At 69.1% G+C, this 26808-nt stretch carries 26 protein-coding genes; 14 read left to right on the forward strand and 12 right to left on the reverse strand.

Features of this window, described 5'->3' with window-relative positions:
* Positions 1 to 40: 40 nt before the first annotated feature.
* Genes pgl through tkt form a run of 5 tightly spaced genes read right to left on the reverse strand, consistent with a single transcriptional unit; the run spans position 41 to position 6630 of the window.
* A complete protein-coding gene (gene pgl / locus AB0M87_RS22770; RefSeq protein WP_365855701.1) occupies positions 41 to 823 on the reverse strand; it encodes a 6-phosphogluconolactonase in 783 nt (260 codons plus the stop codon).
* Positions 820 to 1866 (reverse strand): glucose-6-phosphate dehydrogenase assembly protein OpcA, encoded by a 1047-nt coding sequence (opcA, locus tag AB0M87_RS22775; RefSeq protein WP_365855703.1) that lies wholly within the window; start codon positions 1864 to 1866, stop codon positions 820 to 822. Before opcA ends, pgl begins: the two co-directional genes overlap by 4 nt.
* Positions 1863 to 3386, reverse strand: a complete 1524-nt coding sequence (gene zwf / locus AB0M87_RS22780; RefSeq protein ID WP_365855705.1) for a glucose-6-phosphate dehydrogenase — start codon at positions 3384 to 3386, stop codon at positions 1863 to 1865. Before zwf ends, opcA begins: the two co-directional genes overlap by 4 nt.
* A 3-nt stretch (positions 3387 to 3389) precedes the next feature.
* Positions 3390 to 4508, reverse strand: coding sequence for a transaldolase (gene tal, locus AB0M87_RS22785; RefSeq protein ID WP_365855707.1), 1119 nt, complete (start codon positions 4506 to 4508; stop codon positions 3390 to 3392).
* A gap of 34 nt (positions 4509 to 4542) precedes the next feature.
* Positions 4543 to 6630 carry a transketolase gene (gene tkt / locus AB0M87_RS22790; RefSeq protein ID WP_365855709.1) on the reverse strand — a complete coding sequence of 696 codons (2088 nt, stop codon included), beginning with the start codon at positions 6628 to 6630 and terminating at the stop codon, positions 4543 to 4545.
* A gap of 315 nt (positions 6631 to 6945) precedes the next feature.
* On the opposite strand from tkt, the gene AB0M87_RS22795 reads away from it, so the two are divergent.
* Complete coding sequence (locus AB0M87_RS22795) at positions 6946 to 7893, forward strand: heme o synthase (protein WP_365855711.1); 948 nt, start codon at positions 6946 to 6948, stop codon at positions 7891 to 7893.
* 138 nt (positions 7894 to 8031) lie between these two features.
* Positions 8032 to 8433 carry a hypothetical protein gene (locus AB0M87_RS22800; protein WP_365855713.1) on the forward strand — a complete coding sequence of 134 codons (402 nt, stop codon included), beginning with the start codon at positions 8032 to 8034 and terminating at the stop codon, positions 8431 to 8433.
* 57 nt (positions 8434 to 8490) lie between these two features.
* Here the strand turns inward: AB0M87_RS22800 and AB0M87_RS22805 are convergent, their stop codons facing one another.
* From AB0M87_RS22805 to AB0M87_RS22815, 3 genes are all read right to left on the reverse strand, one after another.
* Positions 8491 to 9567, reverse strand: a complete 1077-nt coding sequence (locus AB0M87_RS22805) for a COX15/CtaA family protein (RefSeq protein ID WP_365855715.1) — start codon at positions 9565 to 9567, stop codon at positions 8491 to 8493.
* Between the two features lie 88 nt (positions 9568 to 9655).
* Positions 9656 to 10423 carry an ABC transporter permease gene (locus tag AB0M87_RS22810; RefSeq protein ID WP_365855717.1) on the reverse strand — a complete coding sequence of 256 codons (768 nt, stop codon included), beginning with the start codon at positions 10421 to 10423 and terminating at the stop codon, positions 9656 to 9658.
* Complete coding sequence (locus AB0M87_RS22815) at positions 10420 to 11346, reverse strand: ABC transporter ATP-binding protein (RefSeq protein WP_365855719.1); 927 nt, start codon at positions 11344 to 11346, stop codon at positions 10420 to 10422. The genes AB0M87_RS22810 and AB0M87_RS22815 overlap by 4 nt, the downstream gene beginning before the upstream one ends.
* 151 nt (positions 11347 to 11497) lie before the next feature.
* Here AB0M87_RS22815 and AB0M87_RS22820 point away from each other — a divergent pair, with 151 nt between their 5' ends.
* The 8 genes from AB0M87_RS22820 to AB0M87_RS22855 all read left to right on the forward strand — a co-directional run bounded on the left by AB0M87_RS22820 (position 11498) and on the right by AB0M87_RS22855 (position 18130).
* A complete protein-coding gene (locus AB0M87_RS22820; RefSeq protein ID WP_365855721.1) occupies positions 11498 to 12232 on the forward strand; it encodes a metalloregulator ArsR/SmtB family transcription factor in 735 nt (244 codons plus the stop codon).
* Positions 12229 to 13650 (forward strand): Fe-S cluster assembly protein SufB, encoded by a 1422-nt coding sequence (sufB, locus tag AB0M87_RS22825; RefSeq protein ID WP_365855723.1) that lies wholly within the window; start codon positions 12229 to 12231, stop codon positions 13648 to 13650. The genes AB0M87_RS22820 and sufB overlap by 4 nt, the downstream gene beginning before the upstream one ends.
* A gap of 195 nt (positions 13651 to 13845) precedes the next feature.
* Positions 13846 to 14943 (forward strand): Fe-S cluster assembly protein SufD, encoded by a 1098-nt coding sequence (sufD, locus tag AB0M87_RS22830; protein WP_365855725.1) that lies wholly within the window; start codon positions 13846 to 13848, stop codon positions 14941 to 14943.
* Entirely contained in the window at positions 14943 to 15260 is a 318-nt protein-coding gene (locus AB0M87_RS22835; protein WP_365855727.1) for a non-heme iron oxygenase ferredoxin subunit, read from the forward strand. Before sufD ends, AB0M87_RS22835 begins: the two co-directional genes overlap by 1 nt.
* Before the next feature lie 7 nt (positions 15261 to 15267).
* Positions 15268 to 16059 carry a Fe-S cluster assembly ATPase SufC gene (gene sufC / locus AB0M87_RS22840; protein ID WP_365855729.1) on the forward strand — a complete coding sequence of 264 codons (792 nt, stop codon included), beginning with the start codon at positions 15268 to 15270 and terminating at the stop codon, positions 16057 to 16059.
* Positions 16056 to 17312 carry a cysteine desulfurase gene (locus AB0M87_RS22845; protein ID WP_365855731.1) on the forward strand — a complete coding sequence of 419 codons (1257 nt, stop codon included), beginning with the start codon at positions 16056 to 16058 and terminating at the stop codon, positions 17310 to 17312. Before sufC ends, AB0M87_RS22845 begins: the two co-directional genes overlap by 4 nt.
* A 27-nt stretch (positions 17313 to 17339) precedes the next feature.
* Positions 17340 to 17795 (forward strand): Fe-S cluster assembly sulfur transfer protein SufU, encoded by a 456-nt coding sequence (gene sufU, locus AB0M87_RS22850; protein ID WP_365855733.1) that lies wholly within the window; start codon positions 17340 to 17342, stop codon positions 17793 to 17795.
* Entirely contained in the window at positions 17792 to 18130 is a 339-nt protein-coding gene (locus AB0M87_RS22855; protein ID WP_365855735.1) for a metal-sulfur cluster assembly factor, read from the forward strand. Before sufU ends, AB0M87_RS22855 begins: the two co-directional genes overlap by 4 nt.
* Positions 18131 to 18229: 99 nt before the next feature.
* Here AB0M87_RS22855 and AB0M87_RS22860 read toward each other — a convergent pair whose 3' ends face one another.
* Positions 18230 to 19315, reverse strand: coding sequence for a hypothetical protein (locus AB0M87_RS22860; RefSeq protein ID WP_365855737.1), 1086 nt, complete (start codon positions 19313 to 19315; stop codon positions 18230 to 18232).
* Positions 19316 to 19394: 79 nt separating this feature from the next.
* Here AB0M87_RS22860 and AB0M87_RS22865 point away from each other — a divergent pair, with 79 nt between their 5' ends.
* The 3 genes from AB0M87_RS22865 to dapD are packed head-to-tail and all read left to right on the forward strand — an operon-like array spanning position 19395 to position 21318.
* Positions 19395 to 19715 carry a multidrug efflux SMR transporter gene (locus tag AB0M87_RS22865; protein WP_365855739.1) on the forward strand — a complete coding sequence of 107 codons (321 nt, stop codon included), beginning with the start codon at positions 19395 to 19397 and terminating at the stop codon, positions 19713 to 19715.
* Positions 19715 to 20260: a TetR family transcriptional regulator gene (locus AB0M87_RS22870; protein WP_365855740.1), complete on the forward strand. Its 546-nt coding sequence runs from the start codon at positions 19715 to 19717 to the stop codon at positions 20258 to 20260. Before AB0M87_RS22865 ends, AB0M87_RS22870 begins: the two co-directional genes overlap by 1 nt.
* 59 nt (positions 20261 to 20319) lie before the next feature.
* The gene (dapD, locus tag AB0M87_RS22875; protein WP_365855742.1) at positions 20320 to 21318 is read left to right on the forward strand and encodes a 2,3,4,5-tetrahydropyridine-2,6-dicarboxylate N-succinyltransferase; all 999 of its coding nucleotides are present in this window, start codon (positions 20320 to 20322) and stop codon (positions 21316 to 21318) included.
* Between the two features lie 23 nt (positions 21319 to 21341).
* Here the strand turns inward: dapD and dapA are convergent, their stop codons facing one another.
* The 3 genes from dapA to AB0M87_RS22890 all read right to left on the reverse strand — a co-directional run bounded on the left by dapA (position 21342) and on the right by AB0M87_RS22890 (position 25147).
* The gene (dapA, locus tag AB0M87_RS22880) at positions 21342 to 22235 is read right to left on the reverse strand and encodes a 4-hydroxy-tetrahydrodipicolinate synthase (RefSeq protein ID WP_365855744.1); all 894 of its coding nucleotides are present in this window, start codon (positions 22233 to 22235) and stop codon (positions 21342 to 21344) included.
* A gap of 37 nt (positions 22236 to 22272) precedes the next feature.
* Entirely contained in the window at positions 22273 to 23133 is an 861-nt protein-coding gene (gene lepB, locus AB0M87_RS22885; protein ID WP_365855946.1) for a signal peptidase I, read from the reverse strand.
* Between the two features lie 172 nt (positions 23134 to 23305).
* On the reverse strand, positions 23306 to 25147 hold the full coding sequence (locus AB0M87_RS22890) for an endonuclease/exonuclease/phosphatase family protein (RefSeq protein WP_365855746.1): 1842 nt from the start codon (positions 25145 to 25147) through the stop codon (positions 23306 to 23308).
* A 212-nt stretch (positions 25148 to 25359) separates the two neighbouring features.
* Here AB0M87_RS22890 and AB0M87_RS22895 point away from each other — a divergent pair, with 212 nt between their 5' ends.
* Entirely contained in the window at positions 25360 to 26802 is a 1443-nt protein-coding gene (locus AB0M87_RS22895) for a hypothetical protein (RefSeq protein WP_365855748.1), read from the forward strand.
* Positions 26803 to 26808: the final 6 nt, after the last annotated feature.

A 26808-nucleotide genomic window follows, 5' to 3' on the forward strand; every position in this document is an offset into this window, starting at 1 on the left:
GGGCCGGTTCCGTGCAGGTGCTGCGTCCCCTGCCGGTGACTCAGGCGATGGGCGGGCCGTAGAGCTGCGGAGGCAGCTGGGAGGCCGCTGCCGAGTCCAGCAGCCAGAGCGTGCGGTTGCGGCCGTACGCTCCCGCGGCCGGCGCCTGGACCTCACCGGTCCCGGACAGCGCGAGAGCGGCTGCCCCCGCCTTGTCCTGGCCGGCGGCCAGCAGCCACACCTCACGTGCGGCCCGGATCGCGGGCAGCGTCAGCGAGATACGGGTGGGCGGCGGCTTGGGCGCACCGTGCACTCCGACGACGGTGCGTTCGGTCTCCCGTACGGCGGGAAGCTCGGGGAAGAGCGAGGCCACATGCGCGTCCGGGCCGACCCCCAGCACCAGGACGTCGAAGGCCGGCACATCGCCGTGGTCCTCCGGCCCCGACGCGGCGGCCAGTTCAGCCGCGTAAGCGGCAGCAGCGGCCTCCACATCGTTGCCGTGCGCGCCGTCCGACGGGGCCATGGCGTGCACCCGGCCGGGGTCCACCCCCACCGAGTCGAGCAGGGCGGAACGGGCCTGCGTGATGTTGCGCTCCGGATCACCGTCCGGCAGGAACCGCTCGTCGCCCCACCACAGGTCGATCCGCGACCAGTCGACGGCGTCCCGGGCGGGCGCCTCGGCGAGGGCCGCGAGCAGCCCGTTGCCGTTGCGCCCACCGGTGAGCACCACCGAGGCGGAGCCGCGTGCGGCCTGGGCGTCCACCACCTTGGTGATGAGCCGTGCCGCGGCGGCCTGCGCCATCAGCTCCTTGTCGCGGTGGACGACGAGTTGCGGAGAGCTCACTTCGATGCCGCCCTCTTGGCCGGCGCTGCCTTCTTCGCGGCCGGAGCCGCCTTCGGCTCATCCGGACTGTCGGACCGGGCCCGATCGGCGCCCGCACCACCGGAAGTCCGGGGGGACGGCGCTCCGAGCCGGTCCACGCCGTACTTCAGGGTGGCCGCATAGGTGTCGTCCGGGTCGAGCCTGCGCAGCTCCTCAGCGAGCAGCTCGGAGGTCTCCCGCCGCTTCAGCGCCACCGCGCGGTCCGGCTGCCCCGGCATGCAGAGGGTGGCCAACGACCCGTTGGCACGGTCCAGGATGATGACGCCGTGGTCCGTCTCCATCCGTACGGACGTGAGACCGGGACCGGACGAGACGGCGCGCGCCACCGGTACGTCCAGCCGGTCGGCGAGCCACATCCCGAGCAACTCGCAGCTCGGGTTGAACTCCTCGCCCTCCACCTCGACGCCGGTCACCTGGCACGGCAACTGGTCCAGCGCGGCCGCCAGCATCGAACGCCACGGCGTGATGCGCGACCACGACAGGTCGGTGTCACCCGGTGCGTAGGCGGCGGAGCGGGCCGTCAGCTCCTGGATCGGCTGCTCGGCGGCGTACGAGTCGGTGACGCGGCGCTGGGCCAGTGCGCCGAGCGGGTCCTTCGCCGGGTCGAGCGGCGCGTTCACCGGCCACCAGACCACCACCGGGGCGTCGGGCAGCAGCAGCGGCAGAACCACCGACTGGGCATGGTGCAGCGCCTCGCCGTACAGCCGCAGGACCACCGTCTCGCCGGTGCCCGCGTCGGCGCCGACCCGCACCTCGGCGTCGAGCCGCGCCGCCGCACGGTCGCGCGGGGAGCGGGAGGCCCGCTTGATGACCACCAGGGTGCGCGAGGGGTGCTCGCGGGACGCCTCGTTGGCCGCCTTCTGCGCGTCGTAGGCGTTCTCCTCGTCGGTCACGATGACGAGGGTCAACACCATGCCGACGGCAGGGGAGCCGCTGGCGCGACGGCCCTGCACGAGGGCCTTGTTGACCTTGCTGGCCGTGGTTTCCGTCAGATCGATTTTCATGGCCGGCGCCAGCTCCGTCCTTCGCGTGCGAGCATTTCGTCCGCCTCGGCGGGCCCCCAGGTGCCCGACTCGTACTGAGCCGGCTTGCCGTGGGATTCCCAGTACCGCTCGATCGGGTCGAGGATCCGCCAGGACTGCTCGACCTCCTCCAGCCGGGGGAAGAGGTTCGCGTCGCCGAGCAGCACATCGAGGATGAGCCGTTCGTACGCCTCGGGGCTGGACTCGGTGAAGGACTCGCCGTACGCGAAGTCCATCGAGACGTCCCGGATCTCCATCGAGGTGCCGGGCACCTTGGAGCCGAACCGCATGGTGATGCCCTCGTCGGGCTGCACCCGGATGACGATCGCATTGTGTCCGAGTTCCTCGGTCGCCGTGTGGTCGAAGGGCGAGTGCGGGGCACGCTGGAAGACGACCGCGATCTCGGTGACCCGGCGGCCCAGCCGCTTGCCGGTCCGGAGGTAGAAGGGGACGCCCGCCCAGCGGCGGTTGTCGATCTCCAGGCGCACCGCCGCGTAGGTGTCGGTCTTCGACTTGGGGTCGATGCCGTCTTCCTCGAGGTAGCCGACGGCCTGTTCGCCGCCCTGCCAACCTGCGGCGTACTGCCCGCGCACGGTCTCCTTGCCGAGGTCCCTGGGCGGCTTGATGGCCCCGAGTACCTTGGTCTTCTCGGCCACCAGCGCGTCGGCGTCGAAGGAGGCGGGCTCCTCCATCGCGGTCAGCGCGAGCAACTGGAGCAGGTGGTTCTGGATGACGTCACGGGCCGCGCCGATGCCGTCGTAGTAGCCGGCCCGGCCGCCGATACCGATGTCCTCGGCCATCGTGATCTGGACGTGGTCGACGTACGACCGGTTCCAGACGGGCTCGAAGAGGGTGTTGGCGAAGCGCAGCGCCAGGATGTTCTGGACGGTCTCCTTGCCGAGGTAGTGGTCGATCCGGAAGACCTCGTTCGGAGGAAAGACCTCGTGCACGACCTCGTTGAGCTCCTGAGCGCTCTTCAGGTCGTGGCCGAAGGGCTTCTCGATGACCGCGCGGCGCCAGGAGCCCTCCTGCTGCTCGGCCAGTCCGTGCTTCTTGAGCTGCTGGACGACCTTGGGGAAGAACTTCGGCGGCACGGACAGATAGAAGGCGAAGTTGCCGCCGGTGCCCTGCGCCTTGTCGAGATCCTCGATCGTCGACTTCAGCGTGTCGAACGCCGTGTCATCGTCGAAGGTGCCCTGCACGAAGCGCATGCCCTGGCTCAGCTGCTGCCAGACCTCTTCGCGGAAGGGGGTACGGGAGTGTTCCTTGACGGAGTCGTGGACCACCTGGGCGAAGTCTTCGTTCTCCCAGTCGCGGCGCGCGAAGCCGATGAGCGAGAAGCCTGGTGGCAGCAGGCCGCGGTTGGCCAGGTCGTAGACAGCAGGCATCAGCTTTTTACGGGACAAATCGCCTGTGACGCCGAAGATGACCAGGCCCGACGGCCCCGCGATACGCGGGAGCCGCCGGTCCTGGGCGTCACGCAGCGGATTGCTGCTGGACAATGTTTAGCCCTCCGAAGGAGCGAGGCGCTTGAGCTCTGCCTCAGTGGACTTGAGCAGGTCGGTCCAGGACGCCTCGAACTTCTCGACGCCCTCGTCCTCCAGGACCTGGACGACGTCGTCGTAGGAGATTCCGAGCTTCTCGATGGCGGCGAGGTCCGCGCGAGCCTGCTCGTAGGTGCCGGACACCGCGTTACCGGTGATCTCGCCGTGGTCGGCGACGGCGTCGAGCGTCGCCTCCGGCATGGTGTTCACCGTGTTCGGCGCGACCAGGTCCACCACGTACATGGTGTCCCGGTACGCCGGGTCCTTGACGCCGGTCGAGGCCCACAGCGGGCGCTGCTTGTTGGCCTGCGCCTTGTCCAGGGCGGCCCAGCGGTCGGAGGCGAAGGTCTCCTCGTACGCCTCGTAGGCCAGACGGGCGTTGGCGACTGCCGCCTTGCCCTTGGCTGCCTTCGCCTCGTCGGTGCCCAGGGCGTCGAGACGCTTGTCGATCTCGGTGTCCACCCGGGATACGAAGAAGGACGCCACCGAGAAGATCTTCGAGAGGTCCAGACCCGCGGCCTTGGCCTTCTCCAGCCCCGAAAGGTAGGCGTCCATGACCATGCGGTAGCGCTCCAGCGAGAAGATCAGCGTGACATTGACGCTGATGCCCCGGCCGATGGTCTCGGTGATGGCCGGCAGACCGGCCTCGGTCGCCGGGATCTTGATGTAGGTGTTCGGACGGTCCACCAGCCAGGCGAGCTGCTTGGCCTCGGCCACGGTGGCCCTGGTGTTGTGCGCGAGCCGCGGGTCCACCTCGATGGAGACCCGGCCGTCCTGCCCCTGCGTGGCGTCGAAGGTCGGCCGCAGGATGTCGGCGGCGTCCCGGACGTCCGCCGTCGTGATCATGCGGATGGCTTCCTCGACCGTGAGCCTGCGGGCCGCCAGGTCCGTGAGCTGCGTGTCATAGCCGTCGCCCTGCGAGATCGCCTTCTGGAAGATCGACGGGTTGGTGGTGACACCCACCACGTGCTGCTGGTCGATCAGTTCGGCGAGATTGCCGGACGTGATGCGCTTGCGGGAAAGGTCGTCGAGCCAGATCGCGACGCCTTCGTCGGAGAGGCGCTTGAGTGCGTCTGTCATGGGATTTGCATCTCCTACTGGTCGTATACAGGCGTCAGCGCGCTGCGGCTTCAATCGATTCCCGGGCTGCTGCGGCGACCGCGTCGGCGGTGAAGCCGAACTCACGGAAGAGGACCTTGGCATCGGCGGACGCACCGAAGTGCTCCAGCGACACGATGCGGCCCGCATCGCCCACGAAACGGTGCCAGGTCAGACCGATACCGGCCTCGACCGCCACCCGCGCCTTCACGGACGGCGGCAGCACCGAGTCCCGGTACCCCTGGTCCTGCTCGTCGAACCACTCGACCGACGGCATCGAGACGACCCGGGTCGGCACCCCGGCGGCCTGCAGCTGCTCGCGGGCCTCCACGGCCAGCTGGACCTCCGAGCCGGTACCGATCAGCACCACCTGGGGGGCACCGCCATCGGCGTCGAAGAGTACGTAGCCGCCCTTGGCCGCGTCCTCGTTCGCCTCGTACGTCGGCACGCCCTGGCGGGTCAGCGCCAAGCCGTGCGGGGCGCCCTTGCCGAACTCCTTGGTGTAGCGCTTGAGGATCTCGCGCCAGGCGATCGCCGTCTCGTTGGCGTCCGCGGGGCGGACGACGTTCAGACCCGGGATGGCGCGCAGCGAGGCGAGGTGCTCCACCGGCTGGTGGGTCGGGCCGTCCTCACCGAGGCCGATCGAGTCGTGCGTCCATACATACGTGACGGGCACCTGCATCAGCGCGGACAGCCGGACCGCGTTGCGCATGTAGTCGGAGAACACCAGGAAGGTGCCGCCGTAGATCCGGGTGTGGCCGTGCAGGGCGATACCGTTCATGGTCGCTGCCATGGCGTGCTCGCGGATGCCGAAGTGGATCGTGCGGCCGTACGGGTCGGCGCCGGGCAGCGGGTTGCCCACCGGCAGGAACGAGGAGTTCTTGTCGATGGTGGTGTTGTTCGAGCCCGCGAGGTCGGCGGAGCCGCCCCACAGCTCGGGAACGACATCGCCCAGCGCCTGGAGCACCTTGCCGGAAGCGGCGCGGGTGGCGACCGCCTTGCCGGCCTCGAACACCGGGAGCTTGTCCTGCCAGCCATCGGGCAGCTCGCCCGCACTGATGCGGTCGAACTCCGCGGCACGCTCCGGGTTCGCGGTGCGCCAGGCGGCGAAGCCCTTCTCCCACTCGCCCCTGGCGTCACGGCCGCGGTCCAGGATGGCGCGGGTGTGGGCCAGAACCTCCTCGGAAACCTCGAAGGACTGCGTCGGGTCGAAGCCCAGGACCTGCTTGATCGCAGCGACTTCCTCGTCGCCGAGCGCCGAGCCGTGCGCGGCCTCGGTGTTCTGGGCGTTGGGGGCGGGCCAGGCGATGATCGAGCGCATCGCGATGAACGAGGGACGCCCCGTCTCGGCCTTGGCGGCCTGGATCGCGGCGTACAGCGCGGCCGGGTCGAGGTCGCCGTTCTCCTTCGGCGTCACCCGCTGGACGTGCCAGCCGTAGGCCTCGTACCGGTTGATGGTGTCCTCGGAGACCGCGGTCTCCGTGTCACCCTCGATGGAGATGTGGTTGTCGTCCCACAGCAGTACGAGATTGCCGAGCTTCTGGTGTCCGGCCAGCGAGGAGGCCTCCGCGGAGATGCCCTCCTGGAGGCAGCCGTCGCCGGCGATCGCGAAGACGAAGTGGTCGAACGGGGAGGTGCCCGAGGCCGCTTCCGGGTCGAAGAGGCCGCGCTCGTAGCGGGCGGCCATGGCCATGCCCACCGCGTTGGCGACACCCTGGCCCAGCGGGCCCGTGGTGGTCTCCACACCGGTGGTGTGCCCGTACTCCGGGTGTCCCGGGGTCTTCGAGCCCCAGGTGCGGAAAGCCTTCAGATCATCCAGCTCCAGGCCGAACCCGGCCAGGTAGAGCTGGGTGTAAAGGGTCAGCGAGGAGTGTCCGGCAGAGAGGACGAACCGGTCACGACCGGTCCACTCGGGGTCGGCCGGATCGTGCCGCATCACCTTCTGGAAGAGGGTGTACGCGGCCGGGGCCAGGCTCATGGCCGTACCGGGATGGCCGTTGCCGACCTTCTGTACGGCGTCCGCGGCCAGCACGCGGGCGGTGTCTACGGCCCGCTGGTCCAATTCGGTCCACTCGAGGTCTGTGGTGGTCGGCTTGGTACTCACCCTGGGTCAGGGCTCCTCTCCACATCATGTAAGCCCGGTTACGGTCGATGCACCGGGCGTTGTCGAGCCTACCCCCGCCGCAACACTCGTCTTTTCGGGTTCCCGCCGATGAAAGAGGGACACCTGCCAGGGTGCCGGTGACCGCTCCGGTTCGCTCGTCGGCAGGGGCGACTGCCCCTTGACAAGGGCCTCAACACGACCCGACCCCGGCGGATAACGGCGGAGGGGCAACGTCTAGAGTGACGTGGTACGCGCAAGTGTCGACCGGGCTCTCACCGGCGGAACTTGCTGGAAAATTCTCTGTCAGGGGTGTACGTGACGGCCGTCGAGTCCCGACCCGCAGGGGTCGTCCAGACTCCCAGCCCGGGGGGCCATCGGCCATTCGGGGCTCGCGTCAAGGCTTTCGTGACGCTGACCAAACCGCGGATCATCGAGCTGCTGCTGATCACCACGGTGCCGGTGATGTTCCTGGCCCAGCAGGGCGTTCCCGATCTGTGGCTGGTCCTGGTGACCACGATCGGCGGCTATCTCTCGGCCGGGGGCGCGAACGCGTTCAACATGTACATCGACCGCGACATCGACGCGCTGATGGACCGCACGTCGCAGCGACCGCTGGTGACCGGGATGGTGACCCCGCGGGAGTGCCTGGTCTTCGCCTTCACGCTGGCCACGGTCTCCACCCTGTGGTTCGGGTTCCTGGTCAACTGGCTCTCCGCCGCACTGGCACTGGGCGCGCTGCTCTTCTACGTGGTCGTCTACACGATGCTCCTCAAGCGCCGCACCTCGCAGAACATCGTCTGGGGCGGCATCGCGGGCTGCATGCCGGTCCTCATCGGCTGGACCGCCGTCCGGGACTCGCTCTCGTGGGCCCCGGTCATCCTCTTCCTCGTGATGTTCTTCTGGACACCGCCGCACTACTGGCCGCTTTCCATGAAGGTGAAGGCGGACTACGCCAGGGTCGGCGTACCGATGCTCCCGGTCATCGCCACCAACCAGGTCGTGGCCCGGCAGATCGTGGTCTACAGCTGGGTGATGGTCGGTGTTTCGCTGCTGCTGACGCCGCTCGGGTACACCGGCTGGTTCTACACCTCCGTGGCGCTGCTGGCCGGCGGATGGTGGCTCTGGGAGGCACACGGTCTGCAGTCCCGGGCCAAGAGCGGCGCGGCCGGCGCGAAGCTGAAGGAGATGCGGCTGTTCCACTGGTCGATCACCTATGTGTCGCTGATCTTCGTGGCTGTTGCCGTGGACCCGTTCCTGCGCTGACAGGCGCCCCCTTATCACCGCCGAAAGCCCCCGTGTCGCGTGATGCCACCGCGTGCGGGGGCTTTCGGCTGTGCCGTGTGGCCCGCGCCACCCCACCCACCCGTCGCACGTCCGACTACCCGCAAGTAGCATGCGGCCATGGCAGACACCCCGGTCGATGACGACAAGAACGACGGCAACGAGCACGAGAACGGGCTCGAGAACGGCCCTGGCGACCACGAGAAGCAGCAGGCCAGGGCCGACCGCAAGGCGGCGCGGCTGGCCAAGCAGATCGTGTCCTTCGGGCAGGCACACGGGGGGGCCGAGGCGCAGCTCGCGTACATCGGCCGTCGGGGAGCTCGCATCGTGCTGGTGGGCGAGGACGGCGACTGGGGCGACCTGATGGCCCCGTCGTTCGCCATAGCGCAGAGCGCCACCGCGAAGGCCGGCGTCACGGTCCACGAGACGTTCGACGGCGACTTCGCGGCCAAGGTCCGCACCGGACCCTACGAATGGAAGCGGATGGCGGGCATCCAGCTCGGCAGCCCCGGCGAGCGCTGAAAGTCCTGCCCGAAGCACTGAAGGCCCTGCCCGTCACGGGCAGGGCCGCAGCCGCATTCAGCGGCCGGAAGGGACTTCCCGGACGGCCGGGAGCGCGGCGGCGTCGGTCACCGGGGGCTGCGCGGGCACAGCCTGCGCGCTCGTCTCCGCGACCTTCCGCGCAGCAGTCACCGGAGCCTCCTGCGGACGCTCCCGGAGCGAGAGCAGCACCCGCATGACACCGATCCACACCAGGGTCGCGCCGAGCATGTGGATGCCGACCAGGATCTCGGGGGTGTGGGTGAAGTACTGGACGTAGCCGATCACGCCCTGCGCCATCAGCACCAGGAAGAGATCGCGGGTCCGGTGCAGCGGTCCCACCGGTGCGTCCACGGCTTTCAGCACGAACCAGAGCGCGACGGTGAGCGCGACCACGACCCAGGCCAGATCGGCGTGCAGTTGCGCGATCATCTCCCAGTCGACCGGGATGCGTGCGACCTCGCTGGAGTCGCCCGCGTGCCGCCCGGCGCCGGAGACGACCGTGCCGACCGCGATCAGCGCGCCGGATGCCACGACGAGCAGCCAGGTCAGCTGAGTGACCGCCTTGCCCACCAGGGGACGGGGCGCGCCGTCGCCCTCGCGGGTGCGTTGCCAGGTCAGCACCGCCACCGTGATCAGCGCCGTGGTGAGCAGGAAGTGTGCGGCCACGGTGTACGGGTTCAGGCCCACCAGCACCACGATGCCGCCCAGCACCGCGTTGCCCATGACCACCCAGAACTGGGCCCAGCCCAGTCGGGTCACCGAGCGCCGCCAGGGCTTCGCGGAACGAGCCGCGATGATCGCCCAGCCGACCGCGGCGCACAGCACGTACGTCAGCATCCGGTTCGAGAACTCGATCGCGCCGTGCAGGCCCATCGCACTGGTCGCCGTCAGGCTCCCGTCGGTGCATTCGGGCCAGGTCGGGCAGCCGAGTCCGGACGCGGTCAGCCGGACCGCTCCGCCGGTGACGACGATGATCACGGCCATCACGAGAGCGGCGAGTGCTGCCCGCTGGACGGTCCGGGGAGCCGGGGTCCAGCGGTCGGCGATGTAGGCGAGGGGGTTGCGCACGGCTCGAACGGCTTCGGCGCGGGTCATGTTCGGCACGGGATACATGGTAGGCCGGACGCTTGTGCGCACTTTCACGAGGGGGTCGCCCGGCACCCGGGCCGGCCGACGAGGCCGCCTGGAGCAGTACGGACCGTTACTCCCAGCGGAAGAAGCGGGCGGCGGCGCCCAGGCCGAGCACCGCCCACACGCACAGAATTCCCACATCGCCCCAGGGCATCGAAGCGCCCTGCTGGAGCACCTCGCGCAGTCCGTCGGAGAGCGCGGAGATGGGCAGCACGTCCAGCACGGACCGGATCCCGCCGGGGAACTTGTCCATCGGGACGATCACCCCGCCACCGACGAGCAGCAGCAGGAAGACCAGGTTGGCCGCGGCCAGAGTGGCCTCCGCCTTGAGCGTTCCCGCCATCAGCAGGCCGAGTCCGGAGAAGGCGGCGGTGCCGAGGACGAGGAGCAGCAGAACGGCGAAGGGGCCGCCGTGCGGCGACCAGCCGAGTGCGAAGGCGATCACCGTGAGCAGCACGATCTGCAGGACTTCGGTGACCAGTACGGAGAACGTCTTGGAGGCCATCAGCGCCCAGCGGGGGAGCGGCGAGGCGCCGAGCCGCTTGAGCACCCCGTACCGGCGTTCGAAGCCGGTGGCGATGGCCTGCCCGGTGAAGGCCGTGGACATCACGGCGAGCGCGAGGATGCCCGGCGCCAGGAAGTCGACGGACCTGCCTTTGCCGGTGTCGACGATGTCCACCGCCGAGAAGAGGACCAGCAGCAGCGAAGGGATGATCACCGTCAGCAGCAGCTGTTCGCCGTTGCGCAGCATCATCTTCGTCTCGAACGCCGTCTGCGCCGTGATCATCCGGGCAAGCGGGGCCGCGCCGGGGCGCGGGGCGTACGTACCGGCGCTCATGCGCGCAGCTCCTTGCCGGTCAGTTCCAGGAAGACGTCTTCGAGGGTGTGGCTCTCCACCGAGATCCGGTCCGGCATCACACCGTGCTGGGCGCACCAGGAGGTGACGGTGGCCAGCAATTGGGGGTCGACTGTTCCGGTGATCCGGTAGGAGCCGGTGGTCAGCTCGGCGGCCTCGGTGCCGTCCGGCAGGGCCTTCAGCAGTGAGCCGAGGTCGAGCCCCGGCCGGCCGACGAAGCGCAGGGTGTTCTCGGCGCCGCCGCGGCACAGCGCCTGGGGGCTGCCGTGGGCGATGACGCGGCCGCTGTCGATGATCGCGACATCGTCGGCGAGCTGCTCGGCCTCGTCCATGAAGTGGGTGGTCAGCACGGTGGTCACCCCGTCGTTGCGCAGCTCCCGCACGAGCTCCCAGGTGGACCTGCGGGCCTGCGGGTCCAGACCGGCTGTCGGCTCGTCGAGGAAGACGAGCTCGGGTCGGCCGACCACGGCCATCGCCAGGGCGAGCCGTTGCTGTTGGCCGCCGGAGAGCCTGCGGTAGGACGTACGGCCGCAGCCCTCCAGGCCGAGCCGTTCGATCAGCGCGTCCACGTCCAGCGGGTGGGCGTGCAGCCTGGCCGTGTGGCGCAGCATCTCCTCGGCCCGGGCGCCGGAGTAGACGCCGCCGGACTGCAGCATCACCCCGATCCGGGGGCGCAGCGCCGCTCCGTCGGCCACAGGGTCCAGGCCCAGCACCCGGACCGTGCCGGCGTCGGCGCGACGATAGCCCTCGCAGGTCTCCACCGTGGTGGTCTTGCCCGCGCCGTTCGGTCCGAGGACCGCGGTGACGGTGCCGGCCCCGACGCTCAGGTCCAGACCGTCCACCGCGGTCCTGGTGCCGTACCGCTTGACGAGGCCGCGGACCTCAACGGCGGGATCTGTGCTCATGCGGGCGAGTCTACGAACCGTCCACAAGCCCCCCGGCCCCGGGTCCGGGCAGCCCGGAGCGCCGCTTAGGTGACCCTAAGTGATCGAGACCACCGAAGGCGATACCGATCTTCGCTTGTCGCGGGCCGGGGAATTACGCAACAATGGCGTTGTGAAAAACGTCGGCGAGGCTCCGCAGGAGGAACTCGCGACCGGTGAGCGGTCCACCCGCAACCGTGTCGCGCGCTCCATCCTGGACCACGGCCCCTCCACGGTGGCCGAGCTCGCCGGTCGCCTCGGGCTGACCCAGGCGGCGGTCCGCCGCCATCTGGACGCGCTGCTCGCCGACGACGTGATCGCCGCCCGCGAGCAGCGGGTGTACGGCGCGCGGACCCGAGGGCGCCCCGCCAGGGTCTTCGCCCTCACGGACTGCGGTCGAGACGCCTTCGATCAGTCCTATGACAAGCTCGCCGCCGACGCCCTGGGCTGGATATCCCGCCATTCGGGCGACGAGGCCGTGATGGATTTCGCCCGTGACCGGCTCGCCGGTCAGGCGGAGGCCTATCGGAGCGCCGTCGAGGCGGCGGCGCCCGAGGACCGGGCCGAGGCGCTGGCCAAGGCGTTGACCTCCGACGGGTACGCTGCTACGGCGCGTACTGCGCCGGTGGGTGAGCAGCTGTGCCAGCACCACTGCCCGGTGGCCCATGTGGCCGAGCAGTTCCCGCAACTGTGCGAGGCGGAGACCGAGGTCTTCTCCCGCCTGCTCGGGACCCATGTGCAGCGTCTGGCGACCATCGCCCATGGTGACGGGGTGTGTACGACCTTCATCCCGAAGGCCACGCACCGCCCCGCCCCGCAGACCACCGATTCAGTATCCGCAAGCAAGGCCGGGAGGAACCCCGCATGACTCTCCCCACGGAGACTGCCCACCCCGAACTCGAGGGCCTGGGTACGTACGAATTCGGCTGGGCCGACTCCGACGCGGCAGGCGCCGCGGCCAAGCGTGGCCTGTCCGAAGCTGTCGTCCGCGACATCTCGGCGAAGAAGAACGAGCCCGAGTGGATGCTGAAGATGCGGCTGAAGGGCCTGCGTCTGTTCGGCAAGAAGCCGATGCCGAACTGGGGCTCCGACCTGTCGGGCATCCACTTCGACAACATCAAGTACTTCGTGCGGTCCACCGAGAAGCAGGCGGAGTCCTGGGAGGAACTGCCTGAGGACATCAAGAACACGTACGACAAGCTCGGCATCCCGGAGGCGGAGAAGCAGCGCCTGGTCGCCGGTGTCGCGGCTCAGTACGAGTCGGAGGTCGTCTACCACCAGATCCGTGAGGACCTGGAGGAACAGGGCGTCATCTTCCTCGACACGGACACCGCGCTGAAGGAGCACCCTGAGCTCTTCCAGGAGTACTTCGGCACCGTCATCCCGGTCGGCGACAACAAGTTCGCCTCGCTGAACTCGGCCGTGTGGTCCGGTGGCTCGTTCATCTACGTGCCGAAGGGCGTACACGTCGACATCCCGCTGCAGGCCTACTTCCGTATCAACACGGAGAACATGGGCCAGTTCGAGCGGACGCTGATCATCGTCGACGAGGACGCCTACGTCCACTACGTCGAAGGCTGCACCGCACCGATCTACTCCTCCGACTCACTGCACAGCGCCGTGGTCGAGATCATCGTGAAGAAGGGCGGCCGCTGCCGCTACACGACGATCCAGAACTGGTCGAACAACGTCTACAACCTGGTCACCAAGCGTGCCGTGGCATACGAGGGCGCGACCATGGAGTGGGTCGACGGCAACATCGGCTCCAAGGTCACCATGAAGTACCCGGCCGTCTACCTGATGGGTGAGCACGCCAAGGGCGAGACCCTGTCGATCGCCTTCGCGGGCGAGGGCCAGCACCAGGACGCCGGCGCGAAGATGGTGCACATGGCGCCGAACACCTCCTCCAACATCGTCTCCAAGTCGGTGGCGCGAGGCGGCGGCCGTACCTCCTACCGCGGACTGATCGAGATCGGCGAGGGCGCCGAGGGCTCCAAGTCGAACGTGCTCTGTGACGCGCTGCTGGTCGACACCATCTCCCGCTCGGACACCTACCCCTATGTGGACGTCCGCGAGGACGACGTGTCCATGGGCCACGAGGCGACCGTCTCCAAGGTCTCCGACGACCAGCTCTTCTATCTGATGAGCCGCGGGATGACGGAGTTCGAGGCGATGGCGATGATCGTCCGCGGTTTCGTCGAGCCGATCGCCAAGGAACTCCCGATGGAGTACGCCCTGGAGCTCAACCGGCTGATCGAGCTGCAGATGGAGGGTTCGGTCGGCTAGCAGCCGACCGGCCAGCGCACCATCGACCGACTCAGACGTCTTCATCAGAAAGCGAGCACGACGACAGCCATGGCTGAGGCTCAGAATTCCTCCAAGGACCCCCGACAGGCTTCGGTCCAGGGGGGACCGCCCGCGGCGGGTTCCACCACTGCCGGGTCCATCGCGGTGGCCGCAGAGTCGACCGTAGCCACTCGCATGAGCGCGCCGCCGTCCTTCGACGTGGCGGACTTCCCGGTCCCCGGCGGCCGCGAGGAGGAGTGGCGGTTCACTCCGCTGGAGCGCCTGAGGGGCCTGCACGACGGGACCGCGGTAGCGACCGGCAGCGGCCTCGAGATCGAGGTGACCGCCCCCGAGGGCGTGACCGTCGAGACCGTGGGCCGCGACGACGCCCGGATCGGCGCGGCCGGCAAGCCCGTCGACCGGATCGCCGCGCAGGCGTACTCCTCCTTCGAGAAGGCCTCGGTCGTCTCGGTGCCCAAGGAGGCCGTGCTCAGCGAGCCGATCCGGATCGCGGTGCGCGGGGCCGGCGGGGTCGCCTACGGTCACCAGATCGTCGAGCTCGGTGCGTTCGCCGAGGCGGTCGTGGTCATCGACCACACCGGCGACGCGGTGCTCGCGGCCAACGTCGACTACATCCTGGGCGACGGTGCCAAGCTGACCGTCGTCTCCGTCCAGGACTGGGACGACAAGGCCGTCCACGTGGCCCAGCACAACGCGCTGGTGGGCCGGGACGCGTCCTTCAAGTCGGTCGTGGTCACCTTCGGCGGCGATGTCGTCCGTCTCCACCCGCGCGTGCAGTACGCGGGCCCCGGCGGCGACGCCGAGCTGCTGGGTCTGTACTTCACCGACCGGGCGCAGCACCAGGAGCACCGCCTGTTCGTTGACCACAACGTCGCGAACTGCCGGTCGAACGTGGCCTACAAGGGCGCGCTGCAGGGCCAGGACGCGCACGCGGTATGGATCGGGGATGTGCTGATCCGAGCCGCCGCCGAGGGCACCGACACCTACGAACTCAACCGCAACCTCGTCCTCACCGACGGCGCGCGGGTCGACTCGGTCCCGAACCTGGAGATCGAGACCGGCGAGATCGCGGGTGCGGGCCACGCCTCCGCGACCGGCCGCTTCGACGACGCGCAGCTCTTCTACCTGCAGTCGCGGGGCATCCCGGCGTCGGAGGCCCGCCGCCTGGTGGTCCGCGGCTTCTTCGCAGAACTGGTCCAGCAGATCGGCCTGCCGGACGTCGAGGAGCGCCTGCTCGCCAAGATCGACGCCGAGCTGGGGGCCGCTGTCTGATGGCCTTCGTCAAAGCCTGTGCGCTGAACGAGCTGGAGGACGACACTCCGAAACGGGTGGAAATCGGCTCCACGCCGGTCTCGCTCGTCCGGACCGGGGGCGAGGTGTTCGCGATCAACGACATCTGCTCGCATGCGAACGTCTCACTCTCGGAGGGCGAGGTCGAGGACTGCTCGATCGAATGCTGGCTGCACGGTTCGACCTTCGACCTGCGAACCGGCAAGCCGTCCGGCCTTCCCGCGACGCGCCCCGTCCCCGTATACCCCGTCAAGATCGAAGGGGACGATGTGCTCGTCTCCGTCACCCAGGAGTCCTGAGTCACCCATGGCAACGCTTGAAATCCGCGACCTGCACGTCTCCGTCGAAACCGAGAACGGTACGAAGGAGATCCTCAAGGGCGTCGACCTGACCGTGAAGCAGGGCGAGACCCACGCCATCATGGGCCCCAACGGCTCAGGCAAGTCGACACTGGCGTACTCGCTCGCCGGGCACCCCAAATACACCATCACCCGGGGCACCGTCACCCTTGACGGTGAGGACGTCCTGGAGATGACCGTCGACGAGCGCGCCCGGGCCGGCCTCTTCCTCGCGATGCAGTACCCGGTCGAGGTCCCCGGCGTCTCGGTCTCCAACTTCCTCCGTACCTCGGCCACCGCCATCCGCGGCGAGGCGCCGAAGCTGCGTACCTGGGTGAAGGAGGTCAAGGGCGCGATGGAGACCCTCCAGATGGACCCGGCCTTCGCCGAGCGCAACGTCAACGAGGGCTTCTCCGGTGGTGAGAAGAAGCGCCACGAGATCCTTCAGCTCGAACTGCTCAAGCCGAAGATCGCGATCCTCGACGAGACCGACTCCGGTCTGGACGTCGACGCGCTGCGCCAGGTCTCCGACGGCGTCAACCGCGTCCGCGAGTCCGGCGAGGTCGGCACCCTGCTGATCACCCACTACACGCGCATCCTGCGCTACATCAAGCCCGACTTCGTGCATGTCTTCGCAAACGGACGCATCGCCGAGTCCGGCGGCCCCGAGCTCGCGGACAAGCTGGAGAACGAGGGCTACGAGGCGTACACGAAGGGTGGCCCCGTGAGCGGAGCAAACACTGAGGAGGGCGTGGCGTGACACAGCTGCCGGGCCTTCTCGACACAGAAGCGATCCGCAAGGACTTCCCCCTGCTGGACCGCGTGGTCCACGACGGGAAGAAGATCGTCTACCTGGACAACGCGGCGACGTCGCAGAAGCCGCGCCAGGTCCTCGACGCGCTGAACGAGTACTACGAACAGCACAATGCCAACGTCCACCGTGGCGTGCACGTGCTGGCCGAGGAGGCCACGGCGCTGTACGAGGGCGCCCGCGACAAGGTCGCCGCCTTCATCAACGCGCCGAGCCGCAACGAGGTGATCTTCACCAAGAACGCCTCCGAGTCGCTCAACCTGGTGGCGAACATGCTGGGCTGGGCCGATGAGCCCTACCGGGTCGACCACGAGACCGAGATCGTCATCACGGAGATGGAGCACCACTCCAACATCGTCCCGTGGCAGCTGCTCGCGCAGCGCACCGGCGCGAAGCTCAGGTGGTTCGGCCTCACCGAGGACGGCCGCCTCGACCTGTCCGACATCGACGAGGTCATCACCGAGAAGACGAAGATCGTCTCCTTCACCCTGGTCTCCAACCTGATGGGCACGGTCAACCCGGTCGAGACGATCATCCGCCGGGCTCAGGAGGTCGGGGCGCTGGTCTGCATAGACGCCTCGCAGGCCGCCCCGCACATGGTGGTCGACGTCCAGGCACTGCAGGCCGACTTCGTGGCGTTCACCGGCCACAAGATGGTCGGCCCGACGGGCATCGGCGTCCTCTGGGGCCGCCAGGAGCTCCTCGAGGACCTGCCGCCGTTCCTCGGCGGTGGCGAGATGATCGAGACCGTGTCGATGCACTCGTCGACCTACGCTCCGGCGCCGCACAAGTTCGAGGCGGGCACGCCCCCGATCGCCCAGGCCGTCGGCCTCGGTGCGGCCGTGGACTACCTCAGCGCCATCGGCATGGACAAGATCGCCACGCATGAGCACGTGCTCACCGAGTACGCCATGAAGCGTCTCGGCGAGGTGCCCGACCTGCGCTTCATCGGCCCGACGACGGCCGTGGACCGCGGTGCGACGATCTCCTTCACGCTCGGTGACATCCACCCGCACGACGTGGGCCAGGTCCTCGACGAGCAGGGCATCGCGGTCCGGGTCGGACACCACTGCGCGCGTCCGGTCTGCCTGCGCTACGGAATTCCTGCGACCACCCGAGCGTCGTTCTATCTGTACTCCTCGCCTGCAGACGTCGACGCACTGGTGGACGGCCTGGAGTACGTACGGAATTTCTTCGGTTAACCGAACACACCGGGCAGGGACTGGATCGTGAAGCTGGATTCGATGTACCAGGAAGTGATCCTGGACCACTACAAGCACCCGCACGGGCGCGGTCTTCGTGACGGCGACGCCGAGGTGCACCACGTCAACCCGACGTGCGGCGACGAGATCACGCTGCGCGTGAAGTACGAGGGCGACCGCATCGCCGATGTGTCGTACGAGGGCCAGGGCTGCTCCATCAGCCAGGCCAGCGCCTCCGTGCTGAACGAACTGCTGGTCGGCAAGGAGCTGGCGGACGCGCAGAAGATCCAGGCCACCTTCCTGGAGCTGATGCAGTCGAAGGGACAGATCGAACCGGACGACGCGATGGAGGAGGTGCTGGAGGACGCGGTCGCGTTCGCCGGCGTCTCGAAGTACCCGGCGCGCGTGAAGTGTGCGCTGCTGAGCTGGATGGCGTGGAAGGAAGCGACGGCCCAGGCGCTGTCCGAAGGGAAGACCGTATGAGCGAGAACGAGACCGCCACGATGAAGCCGGCCTCCGAGGAGGAGGTCCGGGAAGCGCTGTACGACGTGGTCGACCCCGAGCTCGGGATCGACGTCGTCAATCTCGGCCTGATCTACGGCATTCATATCGACGAGTCCAACATCGCCACCCTCGACATGACCCTGACGTCCGCGGCCTGCCCGCTGACCGATGTGATCGAGGACCAGGCGAAGTCGGCCACCGACGGCATCGTCAGTGAGCTCAGGATCAACTGGGTCTGGATGCCGCCGTGGGGCCCGGACAAGATCACTGATGACGGCCGGGAGCAGCTGCGCGCGCTCGGCTTCAACGTCTGATCTGTCGCGGACCCTCATCGGTCCTTCGCCGAACGGCCACGGTGCACCGCACCGTGGCCGTTCGGCGTTCGCCGTTCCCGAGCGCGCCCGCCGGCACCGTCAGGCGGTGGCGTCCCGGGTGGCCGCCTCGGCGAGCACGGGGCCCAGATCCTCCTTACGCATCCGCCGGTCGACGTAGACCAACCCGGTCACCAGCTGCGGGAAGGTGGCCGAGACGATCTGGCTGAGGGTCTGGCCCAGCAGCGCGAACGCCAGATAGCCCGCCGCTTCGGCGAAGACCTGCGCCGAAGTGGGATCGTTGTGTGCGGTTATGCTCAGCGGCAGGCTGCTGAACATCCCCAGCATGCTGAACGGAACCTGGATGAGATAGCCGGCTATTCCACCGATCGCCAAGCCCAGCAGCGTCACCCCGAAGGTCCGCCACCAGGCGCCCCGCACCAGCCCGGCCGACCGGCGCAGTGCGCCGACCGGGCCCTGGTGCTCGAACACCACAGTGGCCGGCGCCAGGGTGAACAGGACCCACAGCCAGGCGGCCGCCGGGACGAGCACCAGCACACCGAGCACGCCGGCCACGATGGCCGGCGCCGGACTGTCCTGGTGGACGGACCACACGATGACCGCAGCCACGGCGCCGCCGATCACCAGCAGCGGGATCATCGCGATCAAGCCGCTCAGGAACACGGTGCCGATCACCGAGGGAACCCGGGACCACGCCTTCCGCCAGACCGCACCGAAGGTCGTTTCCCTGCCCAGGACGGCCTCCTGGAGGACCGTCGCGCAGGTCGCGTAGATCATCGCGCCGCAGACCATGAGCAACAGCGCGGCGCCGACCACGACTCCGAGGAAGGAGAACGCCAGCGGCGCCGCCAGATGCCAGCTGACGTCATCTCCCTCAGGGGCGTCGAAGATGGTGTGGATCCGGTCCGACAGCACGGCATAGAGCACCGCCAGCGCCACCCCCACCAGCACCGCGGCGCCGCCGTAGAGGGTCGCCGCTATGCCGAGCAGTTGTTTCCAATAGCGCCCCACCGTGGCCATGGCCCCGCTGAGAATGTCACTGACCTGCAAGGGCCGCAGCGGTATCACCCCCGGCTTGGGAGCCTGCGGAGGCATCCAGCCCCAGCCGGGCGCTCCTCCGTACGGCGCGCCACCATAGCCGCCGCCCCACCCCGAATCCTGTGCCACGCTCACTCCGTCGTTGTCGCTGCCATTTTCCTACCGGACGGCACACCGTAGCCGCTCCCCGATGTGTACGGTCGTACGCATGCCCTATGTACTGCTCGCCGCAGCTATCGCGGCAGAGGTCGGCGGAACCACCGCGCTGAAGTACAGCGCCGGTTTCAGCAGGCTGTGGCCCTCACTGGCGACGGTGATCGGCTATGTGCTCGCTTTCGTGCTGCTGGCGCAGGTGCTGAAGTCGCTGTCGGTGGGTACGGCTTATGCGATCTGGGCGGGCGTCGGCACCGCCGCGATCGCGATCATCGGAATCGTCTTCCTGGGTGAGGCGGCGAACGCGGCCAGGCTCGCCGGGATCGCCCTGGTCATCGCCGGTGTCGTGCTGCTCAACCTCGGCGGATCCCACTGATGGTCCGCCGTTATGACCCCGAGCGCCGCAGGCGCATCATCGACGCCGCGATCCGCGTGGTCGGTGAGAAGGGCATCGCCGGGCTGAGCCACCGCTCCGTGGCTGCCGAGGCCGACGTGCCGCTCGGCTCGACCACGTACCACTTCGCGACCCTCGACGAGCTGCTGGTCGCAGCCCTCCGGCAGGTCAACGGCGAGCCGCAGACCGCGCTGGAGGGCTGGGTGCGGGTCCTCGATGGGCGGGACGAGCCGCTCGCCGACCGCCTCACCGGGCTGCTCGGCCGGTTCGCCACGGGGGACCGGAGCCGGATCCGGCTGGAGTACGAGCTCTATCTCGCCGCCCTCCGCCGCGAAGCGCTGCGGCCGGTCGCTGCGGAGTGGCTCGACGGGCTGGTGGAGGCCGTCCGGCTCCATGTCGGGGGAGACCCGGCGGTGGCCCGGGCGCTGGTCGCCCTGATCGACGGCCTGCTCATTCAGCTGCTGCTGACGGAGCGGGAATTCGACGCGGCCGAGGTGCGCGGGATGCTCGCCCGGGTGATCGGCTGACCACCCGCCGGATCTGAGACGGTTGGGCGGTGCGGGGCCCTGCCGGTTAGGTTTTGGTCATGACCGACACGCTTTCGCAGAGTTCTCCCCGCTCCACCGGCGCCGTGGCCGCCGGACTCGCCACCGTCACCGCCGACGGCACCGTCCTCGACACCTGGTTTCCCGCTCCCCGGCTCACGTCGGAGCCCGGTCCCGCGGGAACCGAGCGGCTCTCCGCCGAGCGGGCCCAGGAACTGCTGGGCGAGGCCGCGCCCAAGGCGCTGGGCCCGGACCGCCGCCGCGGAGTCGAGGTTGTCGCCGTCCGCACGGTCATCGCCTCGCTCGACGACAAGGCGCTGGACGCCCACGACATCTATCTCCGCCTGCACCTGCTCTCGCACCGGCTGGTGCAGCCGCACGGCCAGAACCTCGACGGCATGTTCGGCCTGCTCTCCAACGTCGCGTGGACCTCGCTCGGCCCGGTCGCGGTGGACGACATCGAGAAGGTGCGGCTCAACGCCCGTGCCGAGGGCCTGCACCTCCAGGTGACCTCGATCGACAAGTTCCCGCGGATGACGGACTACGTGGCGCCCAAGGGCGTCCGGATCGCCGACGCCGACCGGGTCCGGCTCGGCGCGCACCTCGCCGAAGGCACCACCGTCATGCACGAGGGGTTCGTCAACTTCAACGCGGGCACCCTGGGCACCTCCATGGTCGAGGGCCGGGTCTCGGCCGGTGTGGTGATCGGCGACGGCTCCGACATCGGAGGCGGCGCCTCCACCATGGGTACCCTGTCCGGCGGCGGCAACGTCCGCATCAGCATCGGCGAGCGCTGCCTGATCGGCGCCGAGGCCGGTGTCGGGATCTCGCTGGGCGACGAGTGCGTCATCGAGGCCGGGCTCTACGTCACGGCGGGCACCCGGGTGACGATGCCCGACGGGCAGATCGTCAAGGCCCGTGAGGTCTCCGGCGCGTCCAACATCCTCTTCCGCCGCAACTCGGTGACCGGCAAGGTCGAGGCCCGCCCGAACAACGCGGTGTGGGGCGGGCTCAACGAGGTGCTGCACCGCCACAACTGAGACCGACCGGCGTTGACGGCGCCTCACGAGGCGCCGAGCAGCTCCTGGTACGCCGTGCGCAGTCCGTCGACCGCCTCGCGGCCGGCGGGTCGCAGCGGTTCTCGGACCGGTCCGGCCGGCAGTCCGGCCGCATCGAGCAGCGCCTTCGCGGTCACCGTGCCGGGCAGGCCGGAAGCCATCATCAACTCCACCAGCGGAAGGTTGAGTTGATTCAGCCGGGCGGCCTCCGCCGGATCGCGGCGGTCGAACGCGTCGAGCACCCCTCGCAGCTGCCGCGGCGCCACATTGGCCACCGTACTGACAAAGCCGGCCCCGCCCACCGCGTACAACGGCAGGTTCAGTTCCTCGCAGCCCGAATAGTAGGCGAGTTCGGTGCGTGAGATGACCCGGGTCGAACCCAGCAGGTCGTAGGCGCAGTCCTTCACGGCCACGATCCGCGGATGTTCCGCCAGCCGCAGCAGGGTGTCGGTTCCGATACGGGTGCCGGTACGGCCCGGGATGTCGTAGAGCATGACCGGCAACGCCGTGGCATCGGCAGCGGTACGAAAATGCGCCTCCACGGCGTCCTGTGGCGGGCGGCTGTAGTAGGGCGTCACCACCAGCAGGCCGTCCGCCCCGGCGTCTTCCGCCGCTCGGGCCAGTTCGACGGTATGCCGGGTGGACGCGCTGCCGACCCCGGCCACGATGTGCGCCCGGCCGCCGACCGTCTCCGCCACCGCCCGTACCAGGGCGGTCTTCTCCGCGTCGCTGGTGGTCGGCGACTCACCGGTGGTGCCGCTCAGGACGAGGCCGTCGCAACCCGCGTCGACCAGGTGGGACGCGAGCCGCCGGGCGCCCGGCAGATCGAGCTCACCGGTGGGCGTGAAGGGCGTGATCATGGCGCAGAGGGCCCGCCCGAAGGGGCGTGAGAGGGTCATGGCGACAGTGTCGACCGAGAGCAAGCTGAAGGTCTACTTAGTTCTTCTCCGATGGAACGGCAAGCGAAACTGAACGGTGTGCCCGGCTGGGGGAGCGCTTCCGCCTGCGCCACAGCACCAGCGGCACGGCGCCCATCAGGCCGACCGCTCCGGGTGCGGCAGTGCCCACGGCGTTGATCCCCGACTGGCCGAAGGTGGACGGAACCGGCAGGTTGTTCACGCGGTCGAGCGGCCAGGCGACCGCGATCGCGCGTCCCACCACGTCCTTCACCGGCACCGCGCCGCCGCCCGGCTTGTCCTGGTGGTACCGGGAATCGGCCGAGTACTGCCGGTGGTCGCCCATCACCCAGATGCGACCGCTCGGCACAGTGATCTTGAACTGGCCGGCGCTGTCCGTGCTGCACGGGGTGTTGCCCGGGAACACGTACGGCTCGTCGAGCGCCTTGCCGTTGACTTTCAGCGGGCCCGTGCCCTTGCACTCCACGGTGTCGCCGGCGACCCCGATGACCCGTTTGATCAGGTCCTTCTCGTCGGCGGACGGCATCAGTCCGACCGCGCTGAGCGCCGTCTGGACCGCGCTGGGCTTCGGGGTCGGTTCGTCCGCCAGCCAGCCGTCGGGGTCGTGGAAGACCACCACTTCGCCGCGCTCCGGTTTCGAGCCGAACCACGGAGTCAGTTTGTCGACCAGGACCCGGTCGCCGATCTTCAGTGTGTTTTCCATCGAGCCCGACGGGATCGAGAAGGCCTGGAGCAGGAACGTCTTGATCAGCAGCGCCAGCACCAGTGCGATGACGATCAGCAGCGGCAGTTCCTTCCAGAAGGAGCGCTGCTGCTTCGGCTGTCCGTCCGGGCGTGCGGCGTCCGGCGCATCGCTCTCCTGGTCCGATTCAGTGCCGATCGTCACATCTCCACCCCTGCTTCATCCGGGAGCCGGTTCATTGCTCCCCGATCTTCGCACGCGTCGCGTATCCGCCGCGTATGCAGAGCGAGGTGTCCCGGGGTGAGTGTGCGAGGCGCGGGTGCCGGGCAGGGGCGTGCGGTGCCCCCTACCCGGACCCGGCCGGAGCCGGTTACGGCCGGAAGCGCAGCACGCTCGGGTCGTGGTCGCTGTTCTGGTCGGCGAATTCGGCGTTGATGTGCACGATGTCCAACTGGTAGTGCCTGATGGTCGGGCTGACCAGGATCTGGTCCAGGATCTGCGAGTTGCCCTGGTAGACGTACGAGTACCGCTCGCTCACCGGCAGCGAGTAGGCCGTCGCCTCCAGGGCCCGGCCGGCGGTGAGCAGTTTCGCCGTGCCGGAGAACTCGAAGTCGTTCAGATCACCGAGCACCACCACCTCGGCGTTCTTCTGTGCCGCATGGATCTTCTTCACGAAGGTGTTCACCACGGTGGCCTGCTGGTGCCGGGCTGTCTCCGAGCTGCGGGTCGGCGGCTGGAACTGGGAATCCAGGCCCTGGTCGCCGCCCTTCGACGAGAAGTGGTTGGCGATCACGAAGACCTTCCTGCCGCGGAAGGTGAACTCGCCGGCCAGCGGCTTGCGGCTGTTCGTCCAGGCCGCGTTGGCCGGGTCGATGCGGCCGGGGGAGTAGGTGAGAGCCGCCTTGCCGTGCTTCGACTCGACGTCGGTGGCCGTGGTGGCGGTGCCGCCCGAGCGGTCGGTGAAGTCGGCCCGGTCCGGGTTGTAGAGGAAGCCCTGGCGGATGTTGCCGCCGGGTTCACCGCCGTCCGCGAGGTCCACCGGGTCGATGGAGCGCCACTCGTAGCGGGGCCCGCCGGCCGCGACGATCGCGTCGATGAACTTGCCGACCGTCACATCGGCGGACACCACGCCGTCCTTCTTGGCGCCGTCGTTGTCCTGGACCTCTTCGATGGCGACGATGTCCGGCGACGCCAGATGGTCGACGATCCCGGCGGCGAGCTTGTCGAACTTGCTCTGCGGGTCCGTCGGGTCCAGGTTCTCCACGTTGTAGGTGGCGACTGCCAGCTCGTTCCGCTTCTGCTTGCGGGTGACCTCGGGAGTCGTACCGCCCGCCGTGACGGTGCCCATCTGGCGCGCAGCCACGGTGTACGTCCCCGCGTACTGGTTGTAGTCCAGCGGACCCTCGGTGGATCCGGTCAGGGAGTCGCCGACGTTGGCCACCGGGAAGGGCTGTTGGGCGATCGGCACCAGCGACTGGACCATCAGCCGCCCGGTGTTCTGGGAGGTGTACGAGTTGTACAGGGTGCCACCGCGCGGAGTCGGGCGCTCGTCCGGCTTCACGGTCACCCAGAGCTCGCTGTACGGGTCGGTCGCCCCGGTGATCCGGGAGGTGCCGATCCGGACGTTCATGCCCTCCAGCGACTCGTAGTAGTCCAGGGCGTACTTCTTCGGCTGAAGCGGCAGGCCGTTGATGCTGCCGCCGGCCGCCGGGTCGCCCTCCGGGGCGAAGGTGCCGGGCACCGAGCGGGAGCTGATGACCGTCGCCGCGGGTAGCGGATTGCCCGACGAGATGACGGTCACGGAAGGCTTGCCGATCTCGGTGATCGACTGGTTGCCGGAAGAGGCGCCACCCGGCACGTACTCGCTGACGGTGCCGGACACCGAGACCGCGTCGCCCACGGTGACGGTCGGCGTGGAGCCGGTGAAGACGAAGACGCCCTCGCTGGTCGCGGGGTCGGCGTCCGGCCGGGGGTCCTGGAACCAGAAGCCCTTCGATCCGTACGTGCGGACGCCGGTCACGACGCCGGTGACGTCGGCCACCGGTTGGCCCGCGAGCGGCGATATCCGGGTCGAGCCCTGGATGTCGTGAATACGAACCTCGGCCGCGCTCGCCGACGACGTGCCGACGAGCAGACCCGCGGCGAGCGCGGCCGTGACGACGGCGGCGACCGCGGTCGATCTGGTGAGGCTGAGGGAAGGAACGGCAGGCATCACAGAACTCCGGGAGGTGAGGGTGGAGCGGAGCGGCGGTCTACGTTCTACGCGCGTCAATCTCTTGCCTGGGCACCGGAGTTGTCAAGGGTTCGCAGGTGGACGAAACCTGACGCGTACATGAACCGGGCTGCATGGGTGGAAATGCGTCTACGCTGGGGCGCGCCCGACCCGTACGCCCGTCACCAGATCCGTAACGAGGAGAACCACCGATGTCCGGAGACCGCCCCACCATGCCGCCGGTGCGGCTGAACTCCGACGCGGAACTGGCTCGTGACGCGCTGGCCGCCCCGCTCTTCGCCCGCGCGGTGCGGCTCGCCCGCTGGGCCGGTCCCGGCACCCGGGTCGGTGCGGGCGGCGAGCTGACTGATGAGCAACTCCCGCTCGCCGCCGCCGAACTCGGCCTTCCGGCGGACGGGGACGGCGCGGCCGGGGCGAGCGAGGCATGGGGGCTCGCCGTGGACACCGGACTCGTCGATGTGGAAGATGCCGACGAGGAGGACGGTGAGGGCACGGCGTCATCCGGCGAGCAGTTGCAGCTGGTCACGTCCGGCAGCCCGCAGGAGATCCTCGCCCTCTGGCTGGACGGTCTGGAGACCGTGTATGCCGATGCCATCGGGCCACAGTTCGACGATTTCGCCGATCTGGTGGGCGAGGACGGCGAGGTCGACTTCGCCAAACTGGAGTGGGACCCGGAGACGGAGGCGGAGTTCCTCGACGGCGTACTGGGCAATCTCTATCTGCTGAGCGTGTCGGAGACCGGTTCCGCCGACGGGCCCGTCCCGCTGCCGGCACTCGCCGCGTCGATGATCGTCCCCGACGACATGGGGGAGCCCACCGACGACGCACTCGAGCAGGTGTCCGAGGCGATGATGCGCCTGGACGACCAGTTCCGTCTCCTGGAACCCATCGGCCTCGTCGAGTACTGGCCGGTTGACGAGGCCCTGATGGCGGAGGAGACCGAGGGCGCCGCCGAGCCGATCGACGAGGAGGATGTCGCGCGCTACGGAATGGTCCGGCTCACCCCGCTCGGCCTTTACGGCATCCGGGCGCGGATGCTGGACGCCGGCGTCGAGGCCCCGGTAGTCGGCGACCTCGCCGAGAAGGATGCGAGCGCCCTGCTCGACGCTCTCGCGCACTTCCCCGCGGCAGCGGCCCGCGCGGAGACCGTACTCTGGCTGGCCGACCGCGAACCGGCGGCAGCGGCAGCGGAGTTGCTGGCCGCCGCGCGCGGCGCCGACCGGGGCGCGCCACTGCGGCGACTGCACTGTCAGCAGGCCCTCTCGCTGATCGTCGACGAGGCCGCGGACCACGAGGTGCGCGCGGTGCTCGACGACCCGGAACTCGGCGGTCTCGCCCGGGTCCGGCTCGCCGAACGCGGCGCGGCCGATGTGCCGCCGCCGCCCGAGGCCATGGTGTTCTGGCTGGCCATCGACACACTGGCCGCCCAGCTCGACGCGGACGGCGAGGACGAGGAGTTGCAGGCGCTCGTCGAAGGGCTCACCGGACAGCACTCCGGCTTCTTCGACGCCGCCTGGCGGGTGGACCATCCGGCCACCGCGGACGTGCTCGAGGCGATGGGACGGCTGCACCCGGACAAGAAGGCCGCGAAGGAGGCCCGCAAGGCGGCCTTCAAGGCGCGGTCACGAGCCTGACCGCGG

This window comes from Streptomyces sp. NPDC051320 (assembly GCF_040682175.1).
GTDB lineage: Bacteria > Actinomycetota > Actinomycetes > Streptomycetales > Streptomycetaceae > Streptomyces.

Coding starts and splice junctions, on each gene's coding strand:
- opcA (WP_365855703.1), bottom strand. CDS start 1,866: ATGAAAATCGATCTGACGGAAACCACGGCCAGCAAGGTCAACAAGGCC.
- tal (WP_365855707.1), bottom strand. CDS start 4,508: ATGACAGACGCACTCAAGCGCCTCTCCGACGAAGGCGTCGCGATCTGG.
- AB0M87_RS22800 (WP_365855713.1), top strand. CDS start 8,032: ATGGCAGACACCCCGGTCGATGACGACAAGAACGACGGCAACGAGCAC.
- AB0M87_RS22805 (WP_365855715.1), bottom strand. CDS start 9,567: ATGTATCCCGTGCCGAACATGACCCGCGCCGAAGCCGTTCGAGCCGTG.
- AB0M87_RS22810 (WP_365855717.1), bottom strand. CDS start 10,423: ATGAGCGCCGGTACGTACGCCCCGCGCCCCGGCGCGGCCCCGCTTGCC.
- AB0M87_RS22815 (WP_365855719.1), bottom strand. CDS start 11,346: ATGAGCACAGATCCCGCCGTTGAGGTCCGCGGCCTCGTCAAGCGGTAC.
- sufB (WP_365855723.1), top strand. CDS start 12,229: ATGACTCTCCCCACGGAGACTGCCCACCCCGAACTCGAGGGCCTGGGT.
- sufD (WP_365855725.1), top strand. CDS start 13,846: ATGAGCGCGCCGCCGTCCTTCGACGTGGCGGACTTCCCGGTCCCCGGC.
- AB0M87_RS22835 (WP_365855727.1), top strand. CDS start 14,943: ATGGCCTTCGTCAAAGCCTGTGCGCTGAACGAGCTGGAGGACGACACT.
- sufC (WP_365855729.1), top strand. CDS start 15,268: ATGGCAACGCTTGAAATCCGCGACCTGCACGTCTCCGTCGAAACCGAG.
- AB0M87_RS22855 (WP_365855735.1), top strand. CDS start 17,792: ATGAGCGAGAACGAGACCGCCACGATGAAGCCGGCCTCCGAGGAGGAG.
- AB0M87_RS22865 (WP_365855739.1), top strand. CDS start 19,395: ATGCCCTATGTACTGCTCGCCGCAGCTATCGCGGCAGAGGTCGGCGGA.
- AB0M87_RS22870 (WP_365855740.1), top strand. CDS start 19,715: ATGGTCCGCCGTTATGACCCCGAGCGCCGCAGGCGCATCATCGACGCC.
- dapD (WP_365855742.1), top strand. CDS start 20,320: ATGACCGACACGCTTTCGCAGAGTTCTCCCCGCTCCACCGGCGCCGTG.
- dapA (WP_365855744.1), bottom strand. CDS start 22,235: ATGACCCTCTCACGCCCCTTCGGGCGGGCCCTCTGCGCCATGATCACG.
- AB0M87_RS22890 (WP_365855746.1), bottom strand. CDS start 25,147: ATGCCTGCCGTTCCTTCCCTCAGCCTCACCAGATCGACCGCGGTCGCC.
- AB0M87_RS22895 (WP_365855748.1), top strand. CDS start 25,360: ATGTCCGGAGACCGCCCCACCATGCCGCCGGTGCGGCTGAACTCCGAC.